The 15230-nt window shown below is 70.2% G+C and carries 15 protein-coding genes; 6 read left to right on the top strand and 9 right to left on the bottom strand.

What is annotated here, in order from left to right:
• Window positions 1-50: 50 nt before the first annotated feature.
• From mctP to HEK131_RS25335, 3 genes are all read right to left on the bottom strand, one after another.
• Window positions 51-1661: a monocarboxylate uptake permease MctP gene (gene mctP, locus HEK131_RS25345; RefSeq protein WP_244337137.1), complete on the bottom strand. Its 1611-nt coding sequence runs from the start codon at window positions 1659-1661 to the stop codon at window positions 51-53.
• Window positions 1658-1921, bottom strand: a complete 264-nt coding sequence (locus HEK131_RS25340; protein ID WP_217463108.1) for a DUF3311 domain-containing protein — start codon at window positions 1919-1921, stop codon at window positions 1658-1660. The genes mctP and HEK131_RS25340 overlap by 4 nt, the downstream gene beginning before the upstream one ends.
• A gap of 134 nt (window positions 1922-2055) precedes the next feature.
• Complete coding sequence (locus HEK131_RS25335) at window positions 2056-2820, bottom strand: GntR family transcriptional regulator (protein WP_161148126.1); 765 nt, start codon at window positions 2818-2820, stop codon at window positions 2056-2058.
• 409 nt (window positions 2821-3229) lie between these two features.
• Between HEK131_RS25335 and HEK131_RS25330 the strand changes: the two genes are divergently transcribed.
• The 4 genes from HEK131_RS25330 to HEK131_RS25315 all read left to right on the top strand — a co-directional run bounded on the left by HEK131_RS25330 (window position 3230) and on the right by HEK131_RS25315 (window position 7926).
• Window positions 3230-4498 carry an extracellular solute-binding protein gene (locus tag HEK131_RS25330; RefSeq protein ID WP_244337136.1) on the top strand — a complete coding sequence of 423 codons (1269 nt, stop codon included), beginning with the start codon at window positions 3230-3232 and terminating at the stop codon, window positions 4496-4498.
• 112 nt (window positions 4499-4610) lie between these two features.
• Complete coding sequence (locus HEK131_RS25325) at window positions 4611-5597, top strand: carbohydrate ABC transporter permease (RefSeq protein WP_244337135.1); 987 nt, start codon at window positions 4611-4613, stop codon at window positions 5595-5597.
• On the top strand, window positions 5594-6436 hold the full coding sequence (locus HEK131_RS25320) for a carbohydrate ABC transporter permease (RefSeq protein WP_244337134.1): 843 nt from the start codon (window positions 5594-5596) through the stop codon (window positions 6434-6436). Before HEK131_RS25325 ends, HEK131_RS25320 begins: the two co-directional genes overlap by 4 nt.
• Window positions 6437-6444: 8 nt before the next feature.
• Complete coding sequence (locus HEK131_RS25315; protein WP_244337133.1) at window positions 6445-7926, top strand: glycoside hydrolase family 3 protein; 1482 nt, start codon at window positions 6445-6447, stop codon at window positions 7924-7926.
• Between the two features lie 47 nt (window positions 7927-7973).
• Here the strand turns inward: HEK131_RS25315 and nagB are convergent, their stop codons facing one another.
• The gene (gene nagB / locus HEK131_RS25310) at window positions 7974-8759 is read right to left on the bottom strand and encodes a glucosamine-6-phosphate deaminase (RefSeq protein WP_217463112.1); all 786 of its coding nucleotides are present in this window, start codon (window positions 8757-8759) and stop codon (window positions 7974-7976) included.
• A 495-nt stretch (window positions 8760-9254) separates the two neighbouring features.
• Between nagB and HEK131_RS25305 the strand changes: the two genes are divergently transcribed.
• The gene (locus HEK131_RS25305; RefSeq protein ID WP_202495072.1) at window positions 9255-10721 is read left to right on the top strand and encodes a sensor histidine kinase; all 1467 of its coding nucleotides are present in this window, start codon (window positions 9255-9257) and stop codon (window positions 10719-10721) included.
• Window positions 10722-10998: 277 nt separating this feature from the next.
• Here HEK131_RS25305 and HEK131_RS25300 read toward each other — a convergent pair whose 3' ends face one another.
• Window positions 10999-11256 carry a WhiB family transcriptional regulator gene (locus HEK131_RS25300; protein ID WP_016639615.1) on the bottom strand — a complete coding sequence of 86 codons (258 nt, stop codon included), beginning with the start codon at window positions 11254-11256 and terminating at the stop codon, window positions 10999-11001.
• 319 nt (window positions 11257-11575) lie between these two features.
• Entirely contained in the window at window positions 11576-12544 is a 969-nt protein-coding gene (locus HEK131_RS25295) for a diacylglycerol/lipid kinase family protein (protein WP_217463113.1), read from the bottom strand.
• 125 nt (window positions 12545-12669) lie between these two features.
• Here HEK131_RS25295 and HEK131_RS25290 point away from each other — a divergent pair, with 125 nt between their 5' ends.
• A complete protein-coding gene (locus tag HEK131_RS25290) occupies window positions 12670-13119 on the top strand; it encodes a hypothetical protein (RefSeq protein ID WP_244337132.1) in 450 nt (149 codons plus the stop codon).
• A gap of 8 nt (window positions 13120-13127) precedes the next feature.
• Here the strand turns inward: HEK131_RS25290 and HEK131_RS25285 are convergent, their stop codons facing one another.
• The 3 genes from HEK131_RS25285 to HEK131_RS25275 all read right to left on the bottom strand — a co-directional run bounded on the left by HEK131_RS25285 (window position 13128) and on the right by HEK131_RS25275 (window position 15200).
• Complete coding sequence (locus HEK131_RS25285) at window positions 13128-14216, bottom strand: RNA polymerase sigma factor SigF (RefSeq protein ID WP_432215675.1); 1089 nt, start codon at window positions 14214-14216, stop codon at window positions 13128-13130.
• Window positions 14217-14233: 17 nt separating this feature from the next.
• Window positions 14234-14650 (bottom strand): anti-sigma regulatory factor, encoded by a 417-nt coding sequence (locus HEK131_RS25280; RefSeq protein ID WP_018544439.1) that lies wholly within the window; start codon window positions 14648-14650, stop codon window positions 14234-14236.
• A gap of 289 nt (window positions 14651-14939) precedes the next feature.
• Window positions 14940-15200: a UBP-type zinc finger domain-containing protein gene (locus HEK131_RS25275; RefSeq protein WP_161147817.1), complete on the bottom strand. Its 261-nt coding sequence runs from the start codon at window positions 15198-15200 to the stop codon at window positions 14940-14942.
• Window positions 15201-15230: the final 30 nt, after the last annotated feature.

Genomic DNA, 15230 nt, shown 5'->3' with positions numbered 1-15230 from the left:
CCGTCGCTCTCGCTTTACGGCGGCCCGTGGCCGGGTGGAACGGGTTCTCGCTAGTGGGCGCTCCCCGCGGTCGCCGGGGGCAGCTCGACCTCGACGCCGGGGTCGCCCGCGTCGGCCGTGTAGTCCTCGGGCCTCGTCTCGTCGATGCCGTCGGGGGCCTTCACGGCCTTCAGGACGAAGGTGAGGACCACCGTGACCACCACGTTCAGCACGAACGCGGTCAGACCGATGTAGCCGATCTCACCGATGCCGGGGATCTCCTTGGCCGAGCCGCCGAAGTGCTTCTGGGTCGGCGAGGCGACCCCGTAGGCGGCGAGCGTGCCGTAGATCATGCCGACCGCCCAGCCGGCCAGCAGCGCCCAGCGGTGGAACCAGCGGGTGAACAGGCCGCCGACCAGCGCCGGGAAGGTCTGGAGGATCCAGATGCCGCCCAGGAGCTGGAAGTTGATGGCCACCGTCTTGTCCATGGTGAGGACGAAGACCAGCGCGCCCACCTTCACCAGCAGCGAGACCAGCTTGGAGACCTTGGTCTCCTGCTCGGGCGTCGCGTCGGGCTTGATGAAGTCCTTGTAGATGTTGCGGGTGAACAGGTTCGCGGCCGCGATGGACATGATCGCCGCCGGGACCAGCGCGCCGATGCCGATCGCCGCGAAGGCGACGCCCGCGAACCAGTCCGGGAACATGTCCTCGAACAACTGCGGGATGGCGAGCTGCCCGTTGGTGACCTTCACCCCGGCCGCGATCGCCATGAAGCCCAGCAGCGCCAGCAGGCCGAGCATCAGGGAGTAGAGCGGCAGGATCGTGGTGTTGCGGCGGATCACGTCACGGCTCTTGGACGACAGGGTCGCGGTGATCGAGTGCGGGTACATGAACAGCGCGAGCGCCGAGCCCAGGGCCAGCGTGGCGTACGTCCACTGGCCCGCCGGGGCCGGGACGATACCGCCGGCGCCTGCGGCGGTGTACTTCTCGCCCGCCTTGGCGAAGATCTCGTCGAAGCCGCCCAGCTTGATCGGGATGTAGATGATCGCCACCGCGATGACGATGTAGATCAGCGTGTCCTTCACGAACGCGATCATCGCGGGGGCGCGCAGTCCCGAGGAGTAGGTGTAGGCCGCCAGCACACCGAAGGCGATCAGCAGCGGCAGGTCCTTCACGAACCAGTTGGTGCCCTCACCGCCGCCCACGCCCATCACGTCCAGCACCGCCTGGATGCCGACGAGCTGGAGCGCGATGTACGGCATGGTCGCCAGGATGCCGGTGACCGCCACCGCCAGCGACAGCCCCTTGGAGCCGAACCGACCGCGCACGAAGTCGGAGGTGGTGACGTACCCGTGCCGGTGCGAGACCGACCACAGCCGGGGCAGGAAGGTGAAGATCAGCGGGTACACCAGGATCGTGTAGGGCACCGCGAAGAACCCGGCCGCGCCGGCCGCGTAGATCGCCGCGGGCACCGCGACGAAGGTGTACGCGGTGTACAGGTCGCCGCCCAGCAGGAACCAGGTGATCCAGGTGCCGAACGACCGGCCGCCCAGGCCCCATTCGTCCAGCGAGTGCTCGTTCTCGGCCTTGCGCCAGCGCGAGGCCAGGAAGCCCAGGACCGTGACGGCCAGGAAGAAGAAGACGAAGACGCCGAGCGCCACGCCGTTGACGCCGTCCTTCACTTCGACGCACCCCCGCTCTTCACCTTGCGTGAGCGCTGGTCGCGCTGCCAGAGCTGGTACGCGGTCACGGTGAGCGAGGTCGAGACCAGCACCCACAGCATCTGGTACCAGTAGAAGAACGGGATCCCGATGAACGTCGGGTCCACCTTGGAGAACGAACCCACCCAGAGCATCGCCACGAACGGCGCCACGAGGCACAGGCCGATGACCACACGGACCGGTGTCACCACCGGTGGCCTCACTTCAGAATCTTCGGGCATGCCTCGGCTCCGTCCCCTCGTTGATCACTGCGTAATGCGCACGCAATCTAGGTGACGGCACGGCGGAGCGGAACCCCTCGTCCGGGTATCGATATGGCGATGTGAGCTGGTGGGGGCGGTGGAAGGGGAACCGGTCAGTCCTGCGGACGCCTCAGGCGGGCCACGAACTTGTAGCGGTCGCCCCGGTAGACCGAGCGCACCCACTCCACCGGCCGGCCCTCGCGGTCCACGGAATGCCGGGACAGCAGCAGCATCGGCAGACCCACGTCGGTGCCGAGCAGGCTCGCCTCGCGCGGGGTGGCCAGTGAGGTCTCGATGGTCTCCTCGGCCTCGGCCAGATGCACGTCGTAGACCTCGGCGAGCGCGGTGTAGAGCGAGGTGTACTTCACCAGCGAACGGCGCAGCGCGGGAAAGCGCTTGGCGGAGAGGTGGGTGGTCTCTATGGCCATCGGCTCGCCGTTGGCCATGCGCAGCCGCTCGATGCGCAGCACCCGGCCCCCGGCACTTATGTCCAGCAGCCCGGCGAGCCGGTCGTCCGCCGTGATGTAGCCGATGTCCAGCAACTGCGAGGTGGGTTCGAGCCCCTGGGCGCGCATGTCCTCGGTGTAGGAGGTGAGCTGGAGCGCCTGGGCGACCTTGGGCTTGGCGACGAAGGTGCCCTTGCCCTGGATGCGTTCGAGGCGCCCCTCGACCACCAGCTCCTGGAGCGCCTGGCGGACCGTGGTGCGGGAGGTGTCGAACTCCGCGGCCAGCGTGCGCTCGGGCGGCACCGGCGTGCCCGGCGGAAGCGTCTCCGTGATCTCCTGGAGATGCTTCTTCAGACGGTAGTACTTGGGCACGCGCGCGGTACGGACGGTCGCGCCGGCCTCGTTCTCCGCCCTGCTGACGTCGGTGCTCATGGCTGCCTTCCCGGCTCCGGATGCCGAAAGCGACCGACATCGCCATCGGTCACGGCTCACATCGTGGCACGGTCGCGCGCGGCCGGGTCCGCCCGCACGCTCCGTGATCTCCCTGTATACCGCCGCACCCCCGGTTGGTCTAGTCCACCCGTGCGGAGCGGGCCATTGGTCCACCGGAACTGGTCCGTCCGATCTGTCGGTTGCGCAATGAAAGGTCCCTGCATATCTCGGTCGCGTCACGGACGCCCGGACCCCACCTGAACACCCTTGACAGCCCTTTTGGTCTGGGCCAAGCTCCCCCTGCTGGTCTACACCATTGGTCCAGTCCCGGCTCCGAGGGCGGTTCGACGCGCAAGTGTGACACCGCGGGGAGGCAGGGGGGTTGTGGGTATCCCTTGAGGAGGATGGCGTGAAGCGCAGACTGATAGCCGCGATCGGTGCCGCGGGCATGGTCGTCTCCATCGCCGCGTGCGGCAGCGACGACGGCAAGGGGGGCGACAGCGACCAGTTGACCGTCTGGCTCACCGTCGACGCGCAGAACAACTGGCCCGACCTGGTCAAGGCCGCCGACGCCGCCGTCGTGAAGAAGCACCCGGACCTGAAGATCAAGCACGAGTACTACGGCTGGCCGGACAAGAACACCAAGCTGGACGCCGTCCTCGCCACCGACAAGGCCCCCGACGTGGTCGAGATGGGCAACAGCGAGATGCTCGGCTACATGGTCAAGGGCGCCTTCGCCCCCCTCGACCCCGCCAAGTTCGCGGCCTCGGACGCCTGGCTCGACGGCCTGAAGACCTCGGTCACCTACGACGGCAAGACCTACGGCGTGCCGTACTACGCCGGTGGCCGCGTCGCCAACTGGCGCAAGGACGTGGCCGCTTCGGTCGGCGTCAAGACCCCGCCGAAGACCTACCCCGAGCTGACCGCCGCGCTGGACAAGATCCAGAAGAAGGAGGGGGACAAGTTCAACGCGTGGTACCAGCCCACCCGTGACTGGTACGCCGGCATGTCCTACGTCTACGACGCGGGCGGCGCCATCGCCAAGGAGCAGGGCGGCCGGTGGAAGGGGACGCTGTCCTCGCCGGAGTCGGTCAAGGGCCTGACCGCGTTCAAGCAGGTCCTCGACAAGTACATGCACGGCGACAAGACCAAGGACGAGTCCGACCGCTACCTCGTCTACGGCCAGGGCAAGTCCGCCATGATCTTCGCCGCGGCCTGGGAGGGCGCGACCTCCGCCGACCCGAAGAACGACAAGACCGGCAAGCTCAAGGACAACCTCGAGAACTTCGTGATGCCCGGCCCGTCCGGCAAGAACATGCCGGTGTTCCTGGGCGGTTCCGACCTCGCCGTCCCGGTGAAGTCCCGCAACCAGGACGTCGCCGCCGAGTGGATCAACGCCTTCACCGGCCCCGAGGGGCAGAAGGGCCTGATCGCCAAGGGCAACCTGCCCAACAACAAGACCGACCTCGCCACCCTGAAGAACGACCCGGCCACCGCCGTGCCGGCCACCGCGGCCGAGTCCAACTGGTTCGTGCCGATGGCCCCCGGCTGGGGCCAGGTGGAGAAGGCGCAGGTCCTGCAGACCATGCTCCAGGAGATCGGTACCGGCAAGAAGTCGGTCCAGGACGCCGCCAAGGAGGCGGACGCCGCGATCGACAAGGTCATCAACACCAAGTGAGCCGAGGGCGGGCCCTGCCGGTGCCCGCGCTCGTCCGCCGCGTGGGCGTCCCGGCCCGCGCGGCGGACGCCATACCGCCTGCACAGGACATACGGGATCGCCGAGGAGCGCGATGAGTGCCGCAGACACGACCACGCCTGCCAAGGTGCCGCCGCCGCGGCAGGCGCCCCCGCCCGGCCCCCCGCCGCCCCGGCCACGCCCGGCCTCCGTCAAAGGCGCCGCCACCCCCTGGCTGCTGCTCGCGCCCTGTCTGCTGATCCTCGCCGGTGTCATGGGCTACCCCCTGGTCCGGCTGGTCACCCTGTCGTTCCAGAAGTTCGGCCAGTCCCAGCTCTGGGGCTTCCAGGAGCCGGAGTCCGCCGGGTTCGGCAACTTCACCAAGGTGCTGAGCGACGGCGACTTCTGGCAGGTCGTGCTGCGCACCATCGTCTTCGCCGCCGGTTCCGTCGTCGTCACGATGGTCCTCGGCATGCTGATCGCCCTGCTGCTCCGAAAGGTCTCCGGCTGGGTGAAGACCCTCGTCAACATCGCGCTGGTGGCGAGCTGGGGCATGCCGGTCATCGTCGCCACCACCGTCTTCAAGTGGCTCTTCGACGCCGACTACGGCATCCTCAACGCCCTCGTCAGCAAGCTGCCCGGCGTCGACCTGATCGGCCACAACTGGTTCGCCAGCGGCCCCGAGGGCCTCACGGTGATCATGCTGCTGGTGGTCTGGGGCGCGGTGCCCTTCGTGGTCATCACCCTCAGCGCCGGACTCACCCAGGTCCCCGCCGAGCTGGAGGAGGCCGCCCGGCTGGACGGGGCCGGCGCCTGGGGCGTCTTCCGGTTCGTCACCCTGCCCGTGCTCAAGCCGGTGGTCGTCATGCTGACGACGCTCTCCGTCATCTGGGACATGGGCGTCTTCCCGCAGGTCTTCGTGATGCGCAACGGCCACCCCGAGGCCCAGTTCCAGTTGCTGACCACCTACTCCTACGACCGCGCCTTCGTGGTCAACGACTACGCCCAGGGCTCCGCCATCGCCCTCATCACCGTGGTGCTGCTGCTCGGCGTCGTCGCCGTCTACATGCGCCAGATGCTCAAGATCGGAGAGGTCGAGTGACCAGCACGGCTTCCCCCGCCCGCCGGACCTCCAAGGCCGGCTGGAACATCCTCGGCCTCCTCGTCTTCGCCACCGCCGGCTTCCCCGTCTACTGGATGCTCGACACCGCGATCAAGCCGGCCAGGGACGCCATCGACCCCGACCCGAGCCTGCTGCCCACCGGGTTCACCCTGGACAACTTCAGCCGGGCCTTCGACATCGCTGACTTCTGGGGCCCGGTCGGCCGCAGCCTGGTCGTCTCGCTGTCCGTCGTCGTCATCGGCGTCGTCGTCGGCATGCTCGCCGCGCTCGCCATCTCCCGGTTCGCCTTCCGGGGCCGGAAGATCGTGATCGTCGGCATCCTCGCGGTGCAGATGGTGCCGCTGGTCGCCATGATCATCCCGGTCTTCCTGCTGCTGAACGACCTGCATCAGTACGACAAGCTCACCGGGCTGATCATCACCTACCTGACCTTCATCCTGCCGTTCACGGTGTGGACCCTGCGCGGCTTCATCGTCAACATCCCGCGCGAGCTGGAGGAGGCCGCCATGGTCGACGGCTGCTCCCGCACCGGCGCCTTCGTCCGCGTCGTCTTCCCGCTGCTCGCCCCCGGCATGGTCGCCACCTCCGTCTACGGCTTCATCCAGGCGTGGAACGAGTACCTCTACGCCCTGATGCTGCTCAGCCAGGAGAACCAGACGGCCACCGTCTGGCTCGGCAACTTCACCACCAAGCACGGCACCGAATACGCCCCGATGATGGCCGGAGCCACCGTGATGGCGCTGCCGATCGTCGTGCTGTTCCTCCTCGTCCAGCGCAAGATGGCCGCGGGCCTTACCGCGGGCGCCGTGAAGGGATAACGCACCCGATGACGACAATCGCCCGCGGTTCGGACACCCTGACGCGTGACGCGCTCACCGTCCTCCAGCCCGGCTTCACCGGCACCACCGCCCCCGACTGGCTGCTGCGCCGACTCGGCGAGGGCCTGGCCTCGGTCGGCCTGTTCGGCCGCAACATCGTCTCGCCCGAGCAACTGTCGGCGCTCACCGCCCAGTTGCGCGCCGAACGCCCCGATGTGCTGGTGGCCATCGACGAGGAGGGCGGCGACGTCACCCGGCTGGAGGCCCGTACCGGCTCCTCCTTCCCCGGCAACCACGCCCTCGGCGCGGTGGACGACCTGGAGCTGACCCACGCGGTCGCCCGGGAGCTCGGCCGCCGCCTCGCCGCCTGCGGGGTCCACCTCAACTGGGCCCCCTCCGCCGACGTCAACTCCAACCCCGGCAACCCGGTCATCGGCGTCCGCTCCTTCGGCGCCGACACCGCCCTGGTCGCCCGGCACACCGCCGCCTACGTCACCGGCCTGCAGTCCGCCGGGGTCGCGGCCTGCACCAAGCACTTCCCCGGCCACGGCGACACCGCCGTCGACTCCCACCACGCGCTGCCCCGCATCGACGTACCCGCCGATGTGCTCCAGGCCCGCGAGCTCGCCCCCTTCCGGGCGGCCCTCGCGGCGGGCACCCGCGCGGTGATGAGCGCCCACATCCTGGTCCCCGCGCTGGACCCGGACCGCCCCGCGACCCTCTCCCGGCCGGTCCTCACCGACCTGCTGCGCGGCGAACTCGGCTACCAGGGCCTGATCGTCACCGACGGCATGGAGATGCGCGCCGTCTCCGGCACCTACGGCATCGAGCACGGCAGCGTCCTCGCCGTCGCGGCCGGCGCCGACGCGATCTGTGTGGGCGGCGGCCTCGCCGACGACGAGACGGTACGGCGCCTGCGCGACGCCCTGGTGGCCGCCGTGCGCTCCGGCGAACTGCCCGAGGAGCGCCTCGCGGACGCGGCCCGCCGGGTGCGCGAACTCGCCGCCTGGACGGCGAACGGCACCACCGGGGACACCGCTCCCGACACCGAGGCCGGACTGCGTGCCGCCCGCCGGGCCCTGACGGTGACCGGCGGCGAGTCCTTCACGCCGCTCACCGAGGCGCCCTACGTCGCCGCCTTCACCCCGGTCGCCAACATCGCGGTCGGCGACGAGACCCCGTGGGGCGTGGCCGCCGAGCTGTCGGCGCTGCTCCCCGGCACGCTCACGGGAAGCTTCACCGGCGACTCGGCCGGCTCCGACGCCCTCAAGGCGGCGGGGGAGCGCCGGGTGGTCGCGGTGGTCCGCGACGAACACCGCCACCCCTGGATGGCAGAGGCCCTGACCACGCTCATCGCGGCCCGCCCGGACACCGTGGTCGTGGAGATGGGCGTCCCCCAGTCCCCGCCCCGCGGCCGGCTCCACCTCGCCACCCACGGCGCGGCCCGCGTCTGCGGCCGGGCGGCGGCGGAGGTCATCGCGGGGGTGTGAAGCCCGCGCTCGGTCCCCGTGGTGCGCCCACGGGGACCGAGACGTTTCTACAGACCCTGCCACTCCGGCTTGTGGGTGTAGGTGTGGCGGAAGTAGTCCGCCAGCTTCAGCTTGGAGGCGGCCGCCTCGTCGGCGACCACCGTGGCGTGCGGGTGGAGCTGGAGGGCCGAGGCCGGGCAGATCGCGGCGACCGGGCCTTCGACCGTGGCCGCGACCGCGTCCGCCTTGCCCTCGCCGGTGGCGAGCAGCACCAGGTGGCGGGCCTCCAGGATCGTGCCTATGCCCTGGGTGATCACGTGGTGCGGGACCTGGCCGATGTCGCCGTCGAAGAAGCGGGCGTTGTCGACCCTGGTCTGCTCGGTCAGCGTCTTGATCCGGGTCCGCGAGGCGAGCGAGGAGCACGGTTCGTTGAAGCCGATGTGCCCGTCGGTCCCGATCCCGAGGAGCTGGAGGTCCACGCCCCCGGCCGCGGCGAGCGCCCGGTCGTACTCCTCGCACGCCGCCTGGACGTCGGCGGCCGTGCCGTCCGGGCCCATGAACGCGTCCATGCCGATGCCGAGCGGCTCCAGCACCTCGCGGCGCAGCACCGAGCGGTAGGACTCGGGGTGGTCGGCGGGCAGCCCCACGTACTCGTCGAGCTGGGCGATCCTGGCCCGGTGGGTGTCCACGGCGCCGGAGCGCACCTCGGCCGCCAGGGCCTGGTAGACGGGCAGCGGGGTGGAGCCGGTGGCCACCCCGAGCAGGGCGTCGGGCTTGCGTCGCAGCAGCCGGGCCATGGCCTCGGCTATCAGCTCGCCGCCCGCCGCGGCGTCCGGGACGATGACAACTTCCACGCTGGGCCTGCCGATCTGGAAGAGGGCCGACGGTCGCTGGGGACCGGGAGAGCGTTGGCTATGTGGTTTAGACCAATCTAGCAGAGCGGCCCCGGCCGTACGTGGCGGAAATCGCCAGGCCGACGGGCCCCCACGGCAGCCCCGGCCCGGCTAGGCTGCCCGTACGGCGCGGCCTCGCCGCCCCCGAGTTCGGGTCTCCTCCGACCATGGACACGCCCTCGTGGTCTAGTCCAGAATGCGAGGGAGGCAAACGCAGGACGACAAGCTGAAAAGCCTCCGCCTTCCCCGCACAGGAGGGCGGATCGAGGAACCGGTGCTCTCTGCCCTGACTGCTCCGGCTCCTCGGCCTTCGGCCGACCGGGACCGCACACCCCACGGCCGATGATGCTCCGGGCTGCGGCGCGGGGAGGGTTGAGGGTCCCTCTCAGGCGCCGCGGCCCGCGGGTGTCTTTCCAGCCGGTGACGCGCCCCCGGTACGCTCGCAGCGTGCCCTCCATGAACGAACTCGTCCGCCAGCACACCGCCCTCGGGGACACCGACCTCGAGTGGCTCCATCTGCTGGTCTCGGAGTGGCAACTGCTCTCCGACCTCTCCTTCGCCGATCTCGTCCTGTGGGTCCCCACCAGCGACGGCACCCGGTACGTCTCGGTCGCCCAGATGCGCCCGAACACCGGCCCGACCTCCTACCAGGACGACATGGTCGGCCACCTGGTCCCGCGCGGCCGCCGCCCCATGCTGGACGCGGCGCTGGACGAGGGCCGCATCGTGCGCGAGGGCGACCCGGAATGGCGCGAAGAGGTCCCCGTACGGGTCGAGTCCATCCCCGTACGCCGTGAGGGCCGCGTCCTCGGGGTGATCGCCCGCAACACCAACCTGCTGACCGTGCGCACCCCGAGCCGCCTGGAACTCACCTATCTCCAGAGCGCCTCGGACCTCGCACAGATGATCGCGGCCGGTTCCTTCCCCTTCCCCGACCAGCAGGTCGACATGGACGCCTCCCCGCGCGCGGGCGACGGCCTGATCCGGGTGGACGCGGACGGCATCGTCCAGTACGCCTCCCCGAACGCGCTCTCCGCCTACCACCGCCTCGGTCTCGCCGCCGACCTGGTCGGCCACCACCTCGGCCGCACCACCGCCGAACTCGCCCCGACGCGCGGCCCGGTGGACGAGGCGCTCGCCAAGGCCGCCAGCGGCTACGCGCCCCGCGAGTTCGAGATCGAGGCGAACGACGGGGTGATCCAGTTCCGGTCCATCCCGCTCAAGCCCAAGGGCACCCGCATCGGTTCACTGGTGCTCTGCCGGGACGTCACCGAACTCCGCCGCCGCGAACGCGAGTTGATCACCAAGGACGCCACCATCCGGGAGATCCACCACCGGGTGAAGAACAACCTCCAGACCGTGGCCGCCCTGCTCAGGCTCCAGGCCCGCCGCATCGACTCCGAGCGCGGCCGGGAGGCGCTGGAGGAGGCCGTGCGCCGGGTCGGCTCGATCGCCATCGTGCACGAGACGCTGTCCCAGAACCTGGACGAGCGGGTGGAGTTCGACGACATCGCCGACCGGGTGCTGGCGATGGTCGCGGAGATCTCGCCGGGCAAGGTGACCGGCCGGCGCAGCGGACGCTTCGGCTGGCTGGACGCCGAGGTCGCCACCCCGCTGTCGATGGTGCTGACCGAAGTGCTGCAGAACGCCCTGGAGCACGGCTTCCGCGAGGGCGACACCGGCACGGTCGAGGTGTCGGCGGTCCGGGGCGGCACCACCAAGGAGGCCCGCCTGCTGGTCACCGTCCAGGACGACGGGGTCGGTCTGCCCGAGGGCTTCGACCCGCACACCGCGGGCAACCTCGGCCTCCAGATCGTCCGGACCCTGGTCGAGGGCGAACTGGGCGGCACCTTCGACATGGTCCCGGCACCGGAGCGCGGTACCCGGGTCGTCCTGGACATCCCGGTGCGCCCGCAGAAGTGACGCCGGCCGGGCCGGGGCGGTGACGCCGGGGCGGCCGGCGTCGGGCGGCGCGGGCAAGCGAAAAGCCCCGGACCGGTGACGGTCCGAGGCTGGTGCTCGTTGCTGAGCTGCTCCGCCGGGGCGGAGCCCCCCTGGTCCGGCGGAGCCGGGACCTGGGGAAAGCATCGGGGGTACTGCGCGCTGCGGCTCGGGGGCGGGAGAAGCGCGGTGCCCGGTACGGGAGTTACCCGTCGGGCCCACGCGCCGCCAAGCTCAGGCTGTCAGCAGGGGTGACTCGTCAGGCAGAAGCCTGGCGAGCACGGTTGCGGGCGGCGCGGCGCTTCATCGCGCGACGCTCGTCCTCGCTCAGACCACCCCAGACGCCGGAGTCCTGGCCGGACTCGAGCGCCCACTGCAGGCACTGCTCCATGACGGGGCAGCGACGGCAGACGGCCTTGGCTTCCTCGATCTGCAGCAGCGCGGGACCGGTGTTGCCGATGGGGAAGAACAGCTCGGGGTCTTCCTCGCGACAAACGGCGTTGTGACGCCAGTCCATGGCTGCTACCTCTCCTTGGTATTACATGCAGATTGCTTGTGAATGTGAACGCTTTCACGAGTCCCTCAACAAGTGAAGGGCCGATCACCGGGTCTCCCCGGCGTGGACCTGTGTTTGAAGAGGGGTTCTGGCGATCAATGGAAGCCGGTCTTGCGGGCCGTCCCGATCGCCATGTAGAGACTCGCAAACCTCGGCGACGGATACAACCCCTTCAGGAAGATTTTTTTTGATTCCTCGGTGTCGACTAGGTCACAGCCGTACTTCCATGGGGTGGACAGTGGCCTAAACGTTCGAGTGAAAGGACTTTAGCCCGTTCCGCTCACACAATCACACGCAGTGCCCGGCGAACGCCTGTGAACGTCACGCTCGTCCGCAGCCCCAGGTGGTCACCGTCCATCTGAAGGGGCAGAGGGACCTTCGAATGCAAGGTGAAGCGGTCCAGGTCGTGCAGCGAGACCGCGTGTCTGCCATGGGGTCCGCGCTCGGGGGACGAAGTGAGCAACTGGGTCGCATACCGGGCAACCGCGGCCGTCGACAGCCGCTTCAGACCGAGCACGTCGATGCCTTTATCGAACGACGCCTTAGGCGACGTGTACATCGGGCGATTGCCGAGATACGTCCAGGGCGACGTGTTCGAGACTATGGCGACGGCGAGGTCGGTCACCGTCTCCGCTTCCGGCCTTTCCAGGCTGATCGTGCCGTGCGTGCGATTGGGTTCACCGATGAACTGCCTTGCTACTTGGCGGACATAGAGCGCGTGCGTCGACTTCTTGCCGCGCTCCCGTTCTCTTTCGACCCTGCCCACGACACCGGCATCGAAGCCCAGTCCGGCATTGAAAGTGAACCAGCGTTCCGGCACCGCCTCGTCCGCCGTGCCCGGCGTACCCGAGGTCAGACCGAGGCCCACCACCCGTTCCCGCTTCTCGCGCAGCGCGTCCAGCAGGGCGCCGGTGGCCTCGACGGGATCGTTGGGCAGACCCAGGGCGCGGGCGAAGACATTGGTCGAACCGCCGGGGACCACCGCGAGGCCGGGCAGCCGCTCGGGGTCGGGGCCGGCGTGCAGCAGGCCGTTGACCACCTCGTTCACGGTGCCGTCGCCGCCGAGGGCCACCACCATGTCGACGTCGTCACTCTCCGCAGCCGACCGCCCCAGATCACGCGCGTGACCGCGGTACTCGGTGTTGACGACCTCCAGCTTCATCTCGCTGGCGAGCGCGTGGATCAGAACGTCGCGTCTGCGGGCGCTTGTGGTGGTTGCCGCCGGATTGACCACGAGAAGTGCACGCATGCATGGCAGCGTACCTACTGGGGGGTATCGAACCCAGGGCGAGTCGGGGATCCGGTGGGGCCGAGGGGCGTGAGCCTCGCCACGCACCTTCCGGGCCCCCTCGGGCGCGGGGCTACCCTTCTGGGGTGAGCAGTGAGCAGACCCCCGCGGAGACCACCGACACCGCCCCGCCCGCCGCGGAGCGCCCGCGTCGCCTGACGTACGCCGCCGCGCTGGCCGCGCTGGAGGGGAGCGCCCTCGTCGTGGCGGGCGTGTGGATCCTCGCGCTCGGTCTCACCGGAGCCCCCGACGACCGTCGGCAGGCCGTCACCGGCGGGATCACCCTGCTGGTGCTCGCGCTGCTGCCGCTGCTCGCCGCGCGCGGGCTGTGGCTGATGCGCCGCTGGAGCCGGGGCCCCGCCGTCATCACCCAGATCCTCGCCCTGCCGGTCGCCTACAACCTGCTCCAGGCCGACAGCATCGCCATCCCGGCGGGCATCGGGCTCGCGGCGGTCTCCGTGGCCGCGCTGGTGCTGCTCGTCAACCCGGCCACGACCCGCGCCCTCGGGATCACCGGGCCGGGTCGCGCCGAATAACGCGGGTCCTACTCCTCCACCAGGAGCTTCTCCCGCAACTGGGCCAGCGTGCGGGCCAGCAGCCGGGAGACGTGCATCTGCGAGATGCCGACCTCCTGCGCGATCTGCGACTGGGTCATGTTCCCGAAGAACCGCAGCAGCAGGATGCGCTTCTCGCGCGGCGGGAGGTCCTCCAGCAGCGGCTTGAGCGACTCCCGGTACTCGACCCCCTCCAGCGCCTCGTCCTCGGCGCCGAGGGTGTCGGCGACCGCCGGGGACTCGTCGTCGGTGTCGGGGACGTCCAGCGACAGCGTGGAGTACGCGTTCGCCGACTCCAGCCCCTCCAGCACCTCCTCCTCGGAGATGGCCAGCTTCTCGGCCAGCTCGTGCACCGTGGGGGAGCGGCCGTGCAACTGGGACAGCTCGGCCGTAGCCGTGGTCAGCGCGAGCCTCAGCTCCTGGAGCCGGCGCGGCACCCGGACCGCCCAGCCCTTGTCGCGGAAGTGCCGCTTGATCTCACCGACGACCGTGGGAGTGGCGTACGTGGAGAACTCCACGCCCCGCTCGGGGTCGAACCGGTCCACGGACTTGATCAGCCCGATCGTGGCGACCTGGGTGAGGTCGTCCAGCGGCTCGCCGCGGTTGCGGAAGCGGCGCGCCAGATGCTCGACGAGCGGCAGATGCATACGGACCAGCCGGTTGCGCAGCTCCGCGTACTCCGGGCTGCCGTCCTTCAGTCCGCGCAGCTCCACGAAGAGCGCCCGCGCCCCGCTGCGGTCATGGGGGTCGCGCTGTGCCGCCCGCACGGCCTCCGTGCCCGGCGCGGCACCCTCGGCATATCGCTCGTGCTCGCTCATCGTCCCGCCCGTAGCCCTTCCCCGAGCCCTCGCCCCCGCGCGGTCGGCGGGTCGGTCCCCGCCGCGCTCCCCCGGGGGCGCGCTCCGTGCGGCACCCTCGCCGCCGACCTGCGCGGAGTCGTCCTCCGGGTGGGGTCTGGCCTGCTCAGGGATGCCGTCGACGCCGTCGGCCATGTGCCGGGTGCCGTCCTGGGGGCCCGCCCGCAGGCTCTCGGCCTCACCGGTCGGCAGTTCCCGCGCGCCGCGCTCTTCGTCACGCACCGGACCGTCCCCGTTCCTCACGCCGGGCCGGGGCCCGCGCCGCGCTGTTTGTAGAGGCTGATCGACACGGTCCGGTCCTCGTCGACGGCGGACGACACCTTGCCCGCCAGGGCCGACAGTACGGTCCAGGCGAACGTGTCGCGCGACGGGGCGTGGCCGTCGGTGGTCGGAGCGGACACCGTGACCTCCAGCGAGTCGTCGACGAGCCGGAAGACGCAGCTCAGGACGGAGCCCGGCACGGCCTGCTGGAGCAGGATCGCGCAGGCCTCGTCGACCGCGATGCGCAGGTCCTCGATCTCGTCCAGGGTGAAGTCCAAGCGGGCCGCCAGACCGGCCGTGGCCGTCCGCAGCACCGACAGGTAGGCACCCGCGGCCGGCAGCCGGACTTCCACGAAGTCCTGGTTCGCCGTGGGCTCGCCTGCGATCTGGGACACCCTCACCTCCATGGTGGTACAAGCTTCACGGGGCCGAGGGTCGCCCCCCGGCGTAACGCGTACGTGGTTCCGCGGTGACGCTATCGCGCTCGGAACGTTCCTGTCCCCGCACCCCCGGCCCCCTGGCGTTACTCACAGTAAAGCTCCGTATACGCTCCGTGTCTAGGGGGTTCGGCGGATTCAAATGGGAAGAGCGCGCGCCGGGTTGACGTACCCAGGCACCGGGCGGTCGAACCGTCGGGAAACCGCGGCCCCGGAGCCGCCCGCCGCCCCGCTGTGCCGTCCACTCTCACACGAGTACGTGGTCCACGAAACACCACCGCCAGTCGTCTCCGGGTTCGAACGTCCGCATCACCGGATGACCCGAGTCGCCGTGGTGCTTCGTCGCGTGCCGGTTCGGCGAGGAGTCGCAGCACGCGACATGGCCGCAGGTGAGGCAGAGGCGCAACTGCACCGGGTCCGTGCCGTCCGCGAGACACTCCAGGCACGTCTCGCTCAAAGGGCCCGGTTCCGGGAGCGGCAGCACATCGACGTGCGTGCACTGTTTCATGATTGCCAGATTACGTCGGTTGCGCGGAGA

The organism is Streptomyces seoulensis, from assembly GCF_022846655.1.
Lineage (GTDB): Bacteria > Actinomycetota > Actinomycetes > Streptomycetales > Streptomycetaceae > Streptomyces.
This window is presented reverse-complemented; position numbering and strand designations above follow the sequence as displayed.